At 47.2% G+C, this 13,756-nt stretch carries 10 protein-coding genes; 6 read left to right on the top strand and 4 right to left on the bottom strand.

Annotated features, from left to right (window positions below; translation table 11 throughout):
* Window positions 1-71: 71 nt before the first annotated feature.
* On the top strand, window positions 72-1,154 hold the full coding sequence (locus tag AKJ31_RS08460) for an efflux RND transporter periplasmic adaptor subunit (protein ID WP_053408670.1): 1,083 nt from the start codon (window positions 72-74) through the stop codon (window positions 1,152-1,154).
* 11 nt (window positions 1,155-1,165) lie between these two features.
* Complete coding sequence (locus tag AKJ31_RS08455; protein ID WP_053408669.1) at window positions 1,166-4,258, top strand: efflux RND transporter permease subunit; 3,093 nt, start codon at window positions 1,166-1,168, stop codon at window positions 4,256-4,258.
* A 55-nt stretch (window positions 4,259-4,313) separates the two neighbouring features.
* On the opposite strand, the gene shyC is transcribed toward AKJ31_RS08455, so the two are convergent.
* On the bottom strand, window positions 4,314-5,600 hold the full coding sequence (gene shyC / locus AKJ31_RS08450; RefSeq protein ID WP_053408668.1) for a peptidoglycan DD-endopeptidase ShyC: 1,287 nt from the start codon (window positions 5,598-5,600) through the stop codon (window positions 4,314-4,316).
* 129 nt (window positions 5,601-5,729) lie between these two features.
* On the opposite strand from shyC, the gene tyrS reads away from it, so the two are divergent.
* Window positions 5,730-6,917: a tyrosine--tRNA ligase gene (gene tyrS, locus AKJ31_RS08445; protein ID WP_053408667.1), complete on the top strand. Its 1,188-nt coding sequence runs from the start codon at window positions 5,730-5,732 to the stop codon at window positions 6,915-6,917.
* A 66-nt stretch (window positions 6,918-6,983) separates the two neighbouring features.
* Here the strand turns inward: tyrS and dacB are convergent, their stop codons facing one another.
* Window positions 6,984-8,405, bottom strand: a complete 1,422-nt coding sequence (dacB, locus tag AKJ31_RS08440) for a serine-type D-Ala-D-Ala carboxypeptidase (protein WP_053408666.1) — start codon at window positions 8,403-8,405, stop codon at window positions 6,984-6,986.
* Between the two features lie 100 nt (window positions 8,406-8,505).
* The gene (locus AKJ31_RS08435) at window positions 8,506-9,519 is read right to left on the bottom strand and encodes a porin (RefSeq protein ID WP_053408665.1); all 1,014 of its coding nucleotides are present in this window, start codon (window positions 9,517-9,519) and stop codon (window positions 8,506-8,508) included.
* Window positions 9,520-10,052: 533 nt separating this feature from the next.
* On the opposite strand from AKJ31_RS08435, the gene greA reads away from it, so the two are divergent.
* Complete coding sequence (greA, locus tag AKJ31_RS08430; protein WP_053408664.1) at window positions 10,053-10,526, top strand: transcription elongation factor GreA; 474 nt, start codon at window positions 10,053-10,055, stop codon at window positions 10,524-10,526.
* Between the two features lie 73 nt (window positions 10,527-10,599).
* Here greA and yhbY read toward each other — a convergent pair whose 3' ends face one another.
* Window positions 10,600-10,896 (bottom strand): ribosome assembly RNA-binding protein YhbY, encoded by a 297-nt coding sequence (yhbY, locus tag AKJ31_RS08425; protein ID WP_053408663.1) that lies wholly within the window; start codon window positions 10,894-10,896, stop codon window positions 10,600-10,602.
* A gap of 113 nt (window positions 10,897-11,009) precedes the next feature.
* Here yhbY and rlmE point away from each other — a divergent pair, with 113 nt between their 5' ends.
* Together rlmE and ftsH are read left to right on the top strand one after the other, a co-directional pair.
* The gene (gene rlmE, locus AKJ31_RS08420; RefSeq protein WP_053408662.1) at window positions 11,010-11,639 is read left to right on the top strand and encodes a 23S rRNA (uridine(2552)-2'-O)-methyltransferase RlmE; all 630 of its coding nucleotides are present in this window, start codon (window positions 11,010-11,012) and stop codon (window positions 11,637-11,639) included.
* Window positions 11,640-11,747: 108 nt separating this feature from the next.
* Window positions 11,748-13,721 carry an ATP-dependent zinc metalloprotease FtsH gene (gene ftsH / locus AKJ31_RS08415; RefSeq protein WP_053408661.1) on the top strand — a complete coding sequence of 658 codons (1,974 nt, stop codon included), beginning with the start codon at window positions 11,748-11,750 and terminating at the stop codon, window positions 13,719-13,721.
* The last annotated feature ends 35 nt before the right edge of the window (window positions 13,722-13,756 follow it).

Raw genomic sequence — 13,756 nt, 5'->3', positions numbered from 1 at the left:
TTAATATTCGATATGGATTGCTGTGTTTTATGAATTAATCCTCCCACCATTGCTTAACGCAAAGGATTGTTATGGCTAGCTTCTCATTTACGCGATTTTTCGCTGAACGACCTTATATAGTGTCGTTGTTCATTGTTTTACTGCTCTCTGCTTGGTTAGGACTTGGTTCCTTACAAGCTGATGACATCCCCCCCCAGAGCTCATTGCAAGAGATCCCTCTGGCAAAAGTCTCCTACCGAACCTTTACCGCGCAAAATACTTATAAAGCAATCGAACTCTACGGTCGTACCGCGCCAGACAGACAAGCGAATCTAGGTGCGGAAATCGCCGGTAAGATTATCGCCCTCAAAGTGGAAAAAGGTCAGTCGGTTAAGCAAGGTCAAGTAATTGCGCAAATTGATAAAGGCGACCTCGATATCCAATTGGAGCGTGCGCGTTCATTGCTCAAAGTTCGTGAGAAAGAGTTCAAAGCGGCTCAATCGCTGAAGAATAAAGGCCTACAAGGGGAAGTCGCGTTCAGCAATGCAGAAGCCTCTTTAGTCGAAGCGCGAGCCCAAGTGACAAACGCGAAAATTGCCTTGAGAAATACCAATGTTACCGCGCCTTTTAGTGGCATTGTCGACCACCTGTTTATCGAGACGGGCGATTTCGTCGGGGTTGGCGATCCGGTTGCAACCATTATTGATCTAACCAATCTAGTGATTGAGGCGGATGTCAGTGAGCGACACATTCAGGACTTGTCGTTAGATCAACCGGCAAAAGTGAAGTTTATCTCCGGTGAAACCGTTGAAGGTACGGTGAGCTATATTTCACGTGTATCTTCGCCAGCGACCAATACTTTCCCGATTGAGATCCTATTGCCAAACCCTCAACAGTTGATTCCTGCGGGGATCAGTACCGAGGTGGATTTGAACCTCAAGCAGCAGCCAGCGATCAAGTTAACCCCAGCGATGCTTGCACTCGATGAAGCGGGGAACTTAGGTGTCAAAACCTTAGAGAATCAAAAGGTCAAGTTTATCCCGATTCAGTTAGTCAAAGCTGAACAGGACGGTGTTTGGTTAACAGGGCTGGGGGATAAAGTTGATATTATCACCACTGGTCAGGGCTTTGTGCGTGACGGTGATGAAGTGATTGCCGTGAAACAAGAATTGTAGGTGGGGGCGATATGTTACGTTTGATCGACGCCGCCTTATCACGCACGCGCACTATGATGGTGCTGCTGGTGTTTGTTCTGATTTCTGGTGTACTTACCTATCTGACGATTCCTAAAGAATCGAGCCCTGATATCACAATCCCGATTATCTACGTTTCTGTGAGTCACCAAGGGATCTCACCTACCGATGCTGAGCGTTTACTCGTACGCCCGATAGAGCAAGAGTTGCGTTCTATCGAAGGGGTAAAAGAGATGACTGCTACGGCCTCGGAAGGGCATGCCTCAGTTGTGTTGGAGTTCAGCGTAGGCGTTGACCTTGACCAAGCGATGGCCGAAGTCCGTGACGCGGTAGATTTAGCCAAGCCGAAACTGCCCGCCGATAGTGATGAACCGACCGTTAATGAAGTGACCTTAGCTTCTGAAGAGCCTGCGCTATCAGTAGTGCTCTACGGTACTGTGCCGGAAAGAACCATCGTCCATCTTGCACGCCAATTGCGAGACAAACTGGAAAGCTACCGGCAGGTCTTGGAAGTGGATATCGCGGGTGACCGCGAAGATATCGTCGAGATCATCGTCGATCCACTTTTAATGGAAAGTTATGGCCTTGATCAGGCCGATATCTACAACTTGATTGCGTTAAACAACCGTGTGGTCGCAGCAGGTTTCGTGGATACCGGTTACGGCCGCTTTTCGGTCAAAGTGCCGTCGGTGTTTGAGTCATTAAAAGATGTACTTGAGTTGCCAGTGAAAGTTGACGGCAAGCAAGTGATTACCTTTGGTGATGTGGCGACGGTAAGACGCGCGTTTCGTGACCCAGAAAGTTACGCACGTTTAGACGGTAAGTCGGCGATTGTACTCGACGTGAAAAAGCGCGCGGGCGAAAACATCATCGAGACGGTTGAACTTATCAAAGCGGTAATGGCCGAAGCGCAGAACCGTGAACAATGGCCGGATAACCTGCTGGTGAAATACACCTGGGACCAGTCAGATGATGTCAAGATGATGCTCAATGACCTGCAGAACAACATCTTGTCGGCGATCATTTTGGTTGTGATCGTGATTATCGCGATTCTAGGCGTTCGCACCGCGTTATTGGTTGGTATTTCGATTCCGGGATCATTCTTGACAGGTTTGTTGGTACTGGCGGTATTTGGTCTGACGGTGAACATTATTGTGTTGTTCTCGCTGATCATGGCGGTCGGTATGTTGGTTGATGGTGCTATCGTTGTTACGGAGTTTGCCGACCGGCGCATGCAAGAAGGGACGCCACGTAAAGAAGCGTATCGCGATGCAGCCAAACGCATGGCTTGGCCGATCACTGCTTCGACCGCGACGACATTAGCCGCCTTTGCTCCGTTGCTGTTTTGGCCGGATGTCACTGGCGAGTTTATGAGGTATCTTCCGCTGACGTTGATCGCGACGCTGGCGGCTTCGTTGGCGATGGCGCTGTTATTTGTGCCTGTACTGGGAAGCCTGATTGGCAAACCGCAGAACGTCTCACCAGTTCAACGTGAGGAAATGCTCGCATTACATGAAGGTGATTACGATAAAGCCACAGGCATTACTAAGCTGTATTACCACACGCTAAATGTTGCACTGCGTCATCCGTTAAAGATCTTGTTAAGCGCGATCTTACTCTCGGTTGCCGTTGGTTTTACTTACGTGAAAGCGGGGTTGGGGGCCGAGTTCTTCCCCGAAGTCGACCCACCATTTTTTACCGTTAAAGTGCGCTCTTATGGCGATTTATCTATCGATGAGAAAGACCGGATCATGCGTGACGTCGAAGCCGTGATGTTAGGGCATGATGAATTTGAAAGCGTCTACACCAAAACTGGTGGCGATGACGAGATTGGTTTAATTCAAATCACGCCAGTGGATTGGCAGTACCGTCGCAAGGTCAAAACCATCATTGATGAGTTAAAACAAACCACAGACCAATACGCTGGGGTGGAAATTGAATACAAGTTTCCGGAAGCGGGGCCTCCTACCGAGCACGATTTAGTCATCGAGATGTCTGGCTCGACACTCAGTGGCCTAGATGAGGGCGCGAAAATAGTTCGTCACTGGGCGGATGCATATCCAGCCTTTACCAATATCAGTGATAACTCAAGTAAAGATGGTATCGACTGGCAGATCGACATTCGTCGTGACGATGCGGCGCGCTTCTTGGCTGACGCAACACTGGTTGGTAACACGGTGCAGTTTGTTACTAACGGTTTAAAACTGGGCGATTACCTGCCGGATGATTCAACCGAAGAAGTCGATATCTTGGTTCGCTATCCAGAAGATAAGCGCGATATTGGCCGCTTTGACCAACTGCGAGTTAAGACTGCTGCAGGGCTGGTGCCGATCACTAACTTTGCCAGCATCGTTCCTGAACATAAGCAGGATACAATTCGCCGTGTCGACGGCCACCGAGTGATCAGCGTTTTCGCAGATATTAGAGAAGGCTATAACTTGGCGCTTGAACTACCGAAAGTAGCAGAAGCATTGAACGAGTTAGCCTTGCCAGAGGGTGTTGAGTTTAAGATCCGAGGTCAGAATGAAGAGCAGGAGAACTCCTCTGCATTCTTGATCAACGCGTTTATGGTCGCGCTGGTGGTGATGGCGCTGATTTTGATTACTCAGTTCAACAGTTTCTACCAAGCGTTTCTTATCCTCAGTGCGGTACTGTTTTCGACGGTCGGGGTGTTTGCAGGCTTGTTGATCTTCCAGAAACCGTTTGGCGTGATCATGTCCGGTATCGGTGTGATCGCTTTGGCAGGGATTGTGGTGAATAACAACATCGTCTTGATCGACACTTACAACCAGCTACTCAAACGTGGATTGGACAAACGTGATGCAATACTGAGAACTGGTGTGCAGCGTTTGCGCCCGGTACTACTGACGACGGTCACGACGATTCTTGGCCTGCTACCTATGGTGTTGGAAATGAACATCGACTTGATGAACCAGAAGATTGAATTTGGCGCGCCAAGTACTCAATGGTGGTCGCAACTCGCGACAGCAGTAGCGGGCGGGCTGGCTTTCGCTACGGTATTGACGTTGGTATTAACGCCTTGTCTATTGATGCTCGGTAGGGCGCACAAGCCCGATAAGAGCTGATTGAAATTACCTTGATAGAAAAAGCCCCACTTGTTTAAGCGGGGCTTTTTATTGTTTAGTCGGTGGCGAGTAACTTGCCGTACCGGTCTAAGTTTTTCAGTCGGATTGCTGCATTGGCCATAAAGGTTGCTTTTGCTTGGCCCGTTAGAGACTTCGATTGCGGCAACTTCACTGTTCTTGGGTTTTTGTGTACGCCATTAACCAAGAATTCGTAGTGCAAGTGCGGACCAGTCACTCGACCCGTACCGCCTAGCGTACCAATGGTTTGGCCCTGTTTTACGCGCTGGCCCGTTTTAACCATACGCTTAGTTAAGTGCAGGTACTTGGTAATGTAAGTATTGCTGTGTTTGATAAACACGTAGTTACCGTTGAACTGGTTGTAACTCGACTTCTGCACGATACCGTCACCGGCTGCCCAGATTGGTGTGCCGACTGGTGCGGCGTAGTCGGTGCCTCGGTGCGCGCGAACTTTGCCTGTCACAGGATGGCGACGTGTTGGGTTGAAGTTAGACGAGACGCGACGAAAATCGAGTGGTGAACGCAAGAAGGCTTTCTTCATCGCTCGGCCGTTTTCATCGTAATAGTTGCCGGTTCTGTCGTCTAGAATCGCTTTAAACGTATCGCCTTGGTTGGTAAAGATGGCTGCGATGATCTTGCCGCGACCAACAACTTCACCTTCGACAACTTTCTCTTGATAGAGGATCTCAAAGCTGTCGTTTTGACGAATATCGAGGGCGAAGTCGATATCCCAGCCAAAAATACCCGCTAACTCCATGATTTGGTTGGCGGTTAGCCCAGCGCCAAGCCCTGCATTCCAGAAGTTAGAAGTAATTGTGTTACGTGCATAATTGTATTGGTAGAACACCTCTTTGGTATCAGTGCTAGAGGTGTAGCCATTTTCTGATTTAGTGATCAAAAAGGTTTCGTATTCGTTTAGCTTACGTTTGATTTGTAGCAGATTGTTGTCGGTATCAAAACCAAACTGAAAACTGTCGCCGGGGCGAACTCTCGTCAGTTGATTGGCAATCTCTTTGCTGGTGGAGGTGAGGGTATAAAGCAATCGAGAAGACAAACCTGCGCGTTGAAACAGTAATGCCATGCTGTCGCCTGAGCCGATTGTGTGCGTTTCCCAGCGAAGTACCGAAAGCGTCGGAAGCGTTTCCTGAAGCGCCAGCGCCTCATAATTAATATCAATAGGGTAGGCTTTGCCTACTTGATAGATACGCTCGTCCTGACGTAAATCCTGAGGTGCCGGAAGAAATAGCGCGACCACTATTAAGGCACTGAAGAATGCAATAAGAGCTCGGTGAATCCATGGGAGTCGAGCGAAAAGCGACAACATCGTATGTCCGTTCTAAAAAAATCGATAAAAATGCATAGCCGTTTAGTCTAACTGGTTTCAAAAAGCATCGCTATTCAAGTAAGATGTCAAACTATCAAATTTTTGCCAAATCTGTGGGAGTGAACAAGAATGGCGAGCATTGAAGCTGCACTAGCCGAGATTAAGCGCGGTGTTGAAGAGCTGATTCCAGAAGAAGAGCTGATCGCAAAACTAAAAGAAGGTCGTCCTCTGCGCATTAAATTGGGCGCGGATCCAACGGCACCGGATATCCACCTAGGTCATACGGTAATTTTCAATAAGCTTCGCTTGTTCCAAGAGTTAGGCCATGAAGTGACGTTCCTAATTGGTGACTTCACCGCAATGGTTGGCGACCCAACAGGTAAAAACAGCACGCGTCCACCACTAAGTCGTGAAGACGTGCTACGCAACGCAGAAACGTACAAAGAGCAGGTGTTTAAGATTCTAGACCCTGCAAAAACTAAGATTCAGTTTAACTCTGAGTGGTTATCTGAGCTTGGTGCAGAAGGCATGATTCGTCTAGCTGCTAACCAAACTGTGGCGCGCATGCTTGAACGTGACGACTTTAAAAAGCGTTACGCAGGCGGCCAGCCAATCGCTATCCATGAATTCATGTACCCACTTTTGCAAGGTTGGGACTCGGTTGCGATGGAAACTGACGTGGAGCTAGGCGGTACGGACCAGAAGTTCAACCTACTAATGGGTCGTGAGCTACAAAAATCGCACGGTCAGAAGCCTCAGGTTGTATTGATGATGCCTCTTCTTGTTGGTCTAGATGGCGAGAAGAAGATGTCTAAATCGGCAAACAACTACATCGGTATCAGCGAAGCACCAAGCGAAATGTTCGGTAAGATCATGTCGATCTCTGATGACCTGATGTGGAGCTACTACGAGCTGTTGTCTTTCCGTCCACTGGAAGAAATCGCTCAGTTCAAAGCAGACGTTGCTTCGGGTAAAAACCCACGTGATATCAAAGTATTGTTAGCAAAAGAAATCATCGCGCGTTTCCATAGCGAAGCGGACGCCGATGCGGCGGAGCAAGAGTTCGTTAACCGTTTTGCTAAGAACCAAATCCCAGACGAAATGCCTGAGTTTGATTTTGATGCAGGTACACCGGTTGCTAACTTGCTAAAAGAAGCGGGTTTGTGTGCTTCAACCTCTGAAGCGATGCGCATGGTAAAACAAGGTGCGGCTAAGATTGAAGGCGAGAAGGTTGCGGATGCTAAATTTGCACCTGAAGCTGGTACTTACGTATTCCAGGTTGGTAAACGTAAGTTTGCGCGTATTACGATTAAGTAATCGCAATTGAACTTAAAAAAGCGCCTTTTCGGGCGCTTTTTTTGTTGTTGGTGTTCGCTACCTGAGTTACTTGCTCTCAAGTGAGTGGCTGAACTTCACCACATCTTGATAGAAGCGCGTTTCAAATAGCGTAATTGGTGCTTCGACGGGCTTATCCGTCTTGGGCTTCTCTGGGTGGTAGTCCGTTACGTACTGGACAAACAGTGAACTCGGCTTTCCAGAGCTATCTAAACCGTAGCCAGCCATATTTAGGCTTCCGTATAACGAGCCGCTTTTGGCGACAATAGCGCCTTTGACCGGTGCTTTACGCATACTTCTGCGATATTTCAATGTTCCGTTCTCACCCGCTGTCGGCATCAACGCGATTAACTGTAAGTCGCGGTCGTTTTTCCAGATGTAATGAAGGATTTGCGCCATTGCGCCTGTGGTAAAACGGTTATTGCGAGATAACCCTGAACCATCGGCAAGTGGCATCTGGCTTAAATCAATCCCTGTTCGTGTATGGATGATTTGTTTGATCGCTTCGGTACCATTGCGAAAGCTACCTGCTTGAACGTAGAACTTCGCGCCCAAAGTTTTCGTTAGGTTATCGGCGATAAGGTTGTCTGAATCTTTCAGCATCTCTTCAAGCAGTTCAGTTAACGGCTTCGAGTAATGACTTGCAATCAGTTTGGTTTTGGTTGCGTTTGGCTTTCCGACTCGGATTTGTCCGTCGAGCTTAATGCCAAGCTGAGCCAGTTCTTTAGCCAGCATCTTTTGCGTGTACAGCTCAGGGTTCTGCACCGCAAACTTAAGTGGCAGCGGCTTCTTACGGTTCTGTAGACAGCCTTTTAGGCGGTAGTGGTTATTAGCTGTCGACTCTAACTCAAGGTCACACTGAGAGCTTTCTTGTTCCGCTTCACTGACCGCTCTGACTTCGGTTGAAGCGTGTACAGGATAATGCGGCGGTACGTACACTCGGGTTTTGCCTTGTTTCTCGGTGTAAATCGACGCCTGAACGCAGTTGCCATCCAACGTCACCGCACTGGCTGGAGCGCTATAACACACACCAAGAATATCCCACGGCCAACCTACGGCACGGTCATAGCCGATAAAGACTGAGTTATCGAGCCAAATATCGCCCTTAATTCTTTTCAGACCTTTGCTGCGAGCGGTCGCGAACAAGGCTTTTAAATCACTGGTCTGTAACGTTGGATCGCCAGAGAAGCGCACAACCCAGTTGTTTCCATACTGCTCTAGGCGGGTTTCAAACTTAAAATCATCCGCCAGTTCCAGTTTCGCGGCTAACGCTGTGACCACTTTTAACGTGCTGGCTGGTGGAAAATACTGCTCGGTGTTGGTTGAGAGCAGGCTTTTCTGCTCAGCAAGACTTTCTACTACTAAGCTAGTGCGTGAGCCCTGAGGAAGCGTATTGAGTGGCGTATAGGCAAAAGAGACACTTGAAAAACAGAAGACGAGCAGCAGAGAGAGTCGAAAAGTTAAAGGCATAATATCGAAGGCGGTTAGGTACGAAACAGGTGTCAGTATAACGGGTAAAAAAAACGCCTGCTATACAGCAGGCGTTTTCATTTAAGACATTAAGCCAAAATTAGAAGTCGTAACGTAGACCTAGAGCTAGCTCGTCTTCAGCTTTGATGTCACCTACAGTGCCAGTACCTAGATCGTCGTCTTCATCCAGTAGGTTGAAGTTGTATGATACGTAACCGCGGAAGTTAGGCTTGAAGTAGTACGTTGCATCGATTGCAACGTTATCAGTTGAAGTATCGCTGTCAGTTTCAGCGTTGTTGTACGTAGTACTTAGTACAGTTTTGCCGATTGTGTATGCTGCTGCGAATTCGTAACCAGTGTAGTCTTGTGTACCAGTGAAGTTAGTAGAGCTGAACTGGTTGCCATCAAAGTTCTTCTCACCGTCAGTGAAAAGACCAGCAACGTATAGGTCGCCGATAGCGTAAGAAACACCTAGCATGTATTCGTTGCTGTCGTTTTGATCAGCGTAACCACCACCTAGTTTAAGGCCAGTGTCGCCTAGAGCGTAGATAGCAGATAGTGAGTAACCGTCTTCATCGTTGTTGTCGAATGAGCCAGATGAAGTGTCTTGGTCCGCGAAGCGGTAGCTTGCTTTTAGACCTAGGTCAGAGAATTGACCTTTGTATGCGATCATGTTGTCAGTACGGTCCGCTACAGCTAGTTTGTCTGCTGCAGAGTTACCGTGGTAAGCCATGATATCGGTAAAGTCAGTGATTACACCTAGTGCACCTTCGATTTTACCATAGCCGATTTCACCGAACTCACCGCCTAGACCAGCCCAAGCTTGACGAGTGTTTAGGTCGTTGTTGTTGTCAACGTCGCCTTGTTCGTCAGTAGTGAATTCGCCTTCGTAGAAACCAACGCCGTATAGGTTGTCAGTTACTTGAGTTTTACCTAGGAAGTTTAGACGTACACGAGTTTTGTCGTTAGCTTCGCCGTCTTGTAGAGATAGACGAGCTTCAGCACGGCCGCCTAGTTCTAGAGTAGTGCCATCTTGGTTGTAGATTTCTGCCGCGTTTGCGCCAGTTGCCACTGCTGCAGCTGATACTGCTAGAGCAATCAGAGTCTTGTTCATCTTATATATCCTAAATTACTGTCCATACATTATTTTGCGAGTGATACCTCTTACTCAGGGTATACTCTATTTATTGCTCGCGTGAATCAATATTCATAAACAAGAACTGTGTCAAATATATGAAAGGTATTGATGAACGCTCAGTTAGCAATCGACGAGCACTGTTTTAACGTTAAAGTTCCCCAACACGGTAGTAAAACAATATAAATTTGCGTTTTGAACGGTGTTTTATTGGTGTTTTTAGGTTCTATCTTGCTGTAATTTAAGCTTTTATATTGATTTTGATTTAAAGTGTGATCTATGCACGTTTTAGCTTTTTTTATCTATTTATCGTGTGTATGAGTGTTGTTTTTATTGAGCTTTAGATTAATAGTGAAAGGGTTTTGCGACTAAAAATCACCCGAGTGGAATTTTGATGATTTAGTCGCTAAGTTTGTTTACACTAGGACAAAGCGATTCATTTACTCACTACCTAATCCGCAGGATTGGGTAGTTTTGTTTTGTCCAAAGATAGCTTTGGAATGAGGTACACAATGGAAAAAGTCCCAATGACAATACGTGGCGAACAAAAGCTACGTGCAGAACTAGACAAACTGTTAAAGCTTCGCCCACAGATTTCTGAAGCGATTGCAGAAGCTCGTGAACTGGGCGACCTTAAAGAAAATGCTGAATATCACGCGGCTCGTGAAGAGCAGGGCATCTGTGAAGCTCAAATCCGCGATATTGAGTACAAGCTATCAGTGGCACAAGTTATCGATGTGACCAAGATGGACAACACAGGTAAGATTATTTTCGGCTCTACGGTGACGCTAATCGACTGCGATACTGAAGAAGAAAAAACTTACCAGATCGTTGGCGACGATGAAGCGGACATCAAAGCGGGCCGTATCTCTGTAAGCTCGCCAATTGCGCGTGGTCTAATCGGCAAGATGGAAGGTGACGAAGTGGTCATTTCTACGCCGGGCGGTGAACGCGACTTTGAAATCGACCGAGTTGAGTACATCTAACTTGGCGATGTTGAATAAATTAAAAAAGGTCGCAATTGCGACCTTTTTTAGTGCTCAGTGAATAACGAATTGGTTATTTACGTGGCAGCTCGATTTTGCGATCGTCTGTCTGACGGAAAAGAACGAGTGTCTTACCGATCACTTGAACTTTCTCAGCGCCAGTTTCACGCACGATTGCTTCAATAATCAAGTTCTTAGTGTCGCGATCTTCAGATGCCACTTTCACTTTGATTAGCTCGTGGTGATCAAGAGCGATTTCGATTTCCGCTAGAACAGCTTCAGTTAGTCCATTTGCGCCCATAAGCACAACAGGTTTTAGACTGTGCGCTAGGCCTTTTAGATGCTGCTTTTGTTTAGTGCTTAGGTTCATTCTGCGGCCAATTTTCTTTAATATAAGGGTTGAAAAATACCATTTTAACGCCATCTATCCCTGAAGACTATAATTTATTGGGTATGTTGGTCCCTCTATCTGTTAGGAATCAAATGAGCAAACAAAAACATTCTGCGAGCTCAGGCCGTTGGCTGAAAGAGCATTTTGATGATAAATACGTGAACGAAGCGAAGAAAAAAGGCTACCGTTCGCGCGCTATTTTCAAAATAGAAGAGATCCAAGAGAAGGATAAGCTACTAAAACCTGGCATGACTGTTGTGGATTTAGGTGCGGCTCCTGGTGGTTGGTCTCAGTACGCAGCGAAAATTGTTGGTGATGAAGGTCAAGTTATTGCATGTGACATTCTGCCAATGGACTCTATTGCTGGTGTAGCATTCCTGCAGGGCGATTTTCGTGAAGAAGCGGTGCTTGATGCACTACTTGAGCGAATCCAACCAGATATGGTTGATATCGTGATGTCTGACATGGCACCGAATATGGCAGGAAATTTATCGGTAGATCAACCTCGTGCAATGTATCTTGTTGAACTAGCATTAGATATGTGTCGACAAGTTCTTGCGCCAAATGGTAGCTTTGTGGTCAAAGTGTTCCAGGGCGAAGGTTTCGACCAATACGTAAAAGATGTTCGCGATATGTTTAAAGCCGTGAAGATCCGTAAACCAGATTCTTCAAGAGCTCGTTCTCGAGAAGTGTATATCGTAGCCACTGGTTACAAAGGTTAACTATTTGGCTTTTTTAGAAGCAGTTAACAATCTAGCTACAGCCTAGAAACTGTAGTACCCTACCTTTTAATTACAATTAGTTATCGCGAGGCTGACACCTTGAGTGACATGGCAAAAAATTTAATTCTGTGGCTTGTGATCGCCGTAGTGTTGATGTCGGTATTTCAGAGCTTCGGCCCTGGTGAAAGTAACGGCAGAGCGGTTGATTACACGACATTTGTACAGGAAGTTGGCCAAGGCCAGATTCAGGAAGCAACATTTAAAGACGGTGAAATTACCTTCACTCGTCGTGGCGGCGGCGCGCGTTATGTTACTTACATGCCGGTCTACGACCAAAAGCTTTTGGATGACCTGATTAACCAAAACGTGAAAGTTCAAGGCACGCCTCCAGAGGAGCAAAGCCTACTTGGAACCATCTTCATTTCTTGGTTCCCAATGATCTTACTGATCGGTGTATGGATTTTCTTCATGCGCCAAATGCAAGGCGGTGGCGGTAAAGGCGCCATGTCTTTCGGTAAGAGCAAAGCTCGAATGATGAGCGAAGAACAAATCAAAACGACCTTTAACGACGTAGCGGGTTGTGACGAAGCAAAAGAAGACGTGAAAGAGCTAGTGGATTACCTGCGTGATCCTAGCCGTTTCCAGAAGTTGGGCGGTAAGATCCCAACGGGTGTTCTGATGGTTGGTCCTCCTGGTACGGGTAAAACATTGCTTGCGAAGGCGATTGCTGGTGAAGCAAAAGTACCATTCTTTACTATTTCAGGTTCAGACTTCGTAGAAATGTTCGTTGGTGTTGGTGCATCTCGTGTACGTGACATGTTCGAACAAGCGAAGAAAGCAGCGCCTTGTATCATCTTTATCGATGAGATCGATGCGGTAGGTCGTCAGCGTGGTGCTGGTGTTGGTGGTGGTCACGATGAACGTGAACAAACACTAAACCAAATGCTGGTTGAGATGGATGGTTTCGAAGGTAACGAAGGTATCATCGTTATCGCTGCGACTAACCGTCCTGACGTTCTTGACCCTGCGTTACTGCGTCCTGGTCGTTTCGACCGTCAAGTCGTTGTTGGCTTGCCAGACGTACGTGGTCGTGAGCAGATTCTTAAAGTTCACATGCGCAAAGTGCCACTAGCGGGTGATGTTGAACCATCATTGATTGCACGTGGTACACCAGGCTTCTCTGGTGCGGATTTGGCTAACCTAGTAAACGAAGCGGCACTTTTTGCTGCACGTGGTAACAAGCGTAACGTTTCTATGGTTGAGTTCGAGTTAGCGAAAGACAAAATCATGATGGGTGCTGAGCGCCGCTCAATGGTGATGTCTGAAGAGACGAAAGAGTCAACGGCTTACCACGAAGCGGGTCACGCAATTGTTGGTCGCTTGGTTCCTGAGCACGATCCAGTGTACAAGGTATCGATCATTCCACGCGGTCGCGCGTTGGGTGTGACTATGTACCTACCTGAGCAAGACCGCGTTAGCATGTCTCGCCAGCATCTAGAGTCTATGATTTCTAGCCTGTACGGCGGCCGTCTAGCGGAAGAACTTATCTACGGCGCAGAGAAAGTGTCAACAGGTGCGTCGAACGATATCGAACGTGCTACTGAAATTGCTCGTAAGATGGTGACTCAGTGGGGCTTCTCTGAAAAATTGGGTCCTCTATTGTACGCAGAAGACGAAGGTGAAGTGTTCCTTGGCCGCAGCGTGACTCAGACTAAGCACATGTCTGATGACACAGCGAAGCTAATTGATGATGAAGTTCGTCAAATCATCGACCGTAACTATGAGCGTGCGAAGCAGATCCTTGAAGACAACATGGATATCATGCACGCAATGAAAGATGCGCTGATGAAGTACGAAACCATCGATGCAGGTCAGATTGATGACTTGATGGAACGTAAGTCTGAGATTCGTGAGCCAGCTGGTTGGGGTGATAACCCAAGCAACAAGCAAACAGCAGAACCTGAAGTGAAACCTGCAAAGGAAGAAGCTAAGAAATCGGCTGACGCTGAACAGGCAAACGAGCAAGAGCAATCTGATGACAACGTTACGCCAGAAGCTCCAGAGAAGAAAGACTCTGAATAATTAAACGTATTATCAAACCCCGGGGCAACTCGGGG

It is taken from the genome of Vibrio hepatarius (assembly GCF_001274785.1).
GTDB lineage: Bacteria > Pseudomonadota > Gammaproteobacteria > Enterobacterales > Vibrionaceae > Vibrio > Vibrio hepatarius.
Note: the sequence above shows the minus strand (reverse complement) of the source record. Positions and strands in the feature narration are given on the sequence as shown.

What these genes read in the sequence shown, in the direction of transcription:
- AKJ31_RS08460 (WP_053408670.1), top strand. Translation starts at nt 72, where the DNA reads ATGGCTAGCTTCTCATTTACGCGATTTTTCGCTGAACGACCTTATATA.
- AKJ31_RS08455 (WP_053408669.1), top strand. Translation starts at nt 1,166, where the DNA reads ATGTTACGTTTGATCGACGCCGCCTTATCACGCACGCGCACTATGATG.
- shyC (WP_053408668.1), bottom strand. Translation starts at nt 5,600, where the DNA reads ATGTTGTCGCTTTTCGCTCGACTCCCATGGATTCACCGAGCTCTTATT.
- tyrS (WP_053408667.1), top strand. Translation starts at nt 5,730, where the DNA reads ATGGCGAGCATTGAAGCTGCACTAGCCGAGATTAAGCGCGGTGTTGAA.
- dacB (WP_053408666.1), bottom strand. Translation starts at nt 8,405, where the DNA reads ATGCCTTTAACTTTTCGACTCTCTCTGCTGCTCGTCTTCTGTTTTTCA.
- AKJ31_RS08435 (WP_053408665.1), bottom strand. Translation starts at nt 9,519, where the DNA reads ATGAACAAGACTCTGATTGCTCTAGCAGTATCAGCTGCAGCAGTGGCA.
- greA (WP_053408664.1), top strand. Translation starts at nt 10,053, where the DNA reads ATGGAAAAAGTCCCAATGACAATACGTGGCGAACAAAAGCTACGTGCA.
- yhbY (WP_053408663.1), bottom strand. Translation starts at nt 10,896, where the DNA reads ATGAACCTAAGCACTAAACAAAAGCAGCATCTAAAAGGCCTAGCGCAC.
- rlmE (WP_053408662.1), top strand. Translation starts at nt 11,010, where the DNA reads ATGAGCAAACAAAAACATTCTGCGAGCTCAGGCCGTTGGCTGAAAGAG.
- ftsH (WP_053408661.1), top strand. Translation starts at nt 11,748, where the DNA reads ATGGCAAAAAATTTAATTCTGTGGCTTGTGATCGCCGTAGTGTTGATG.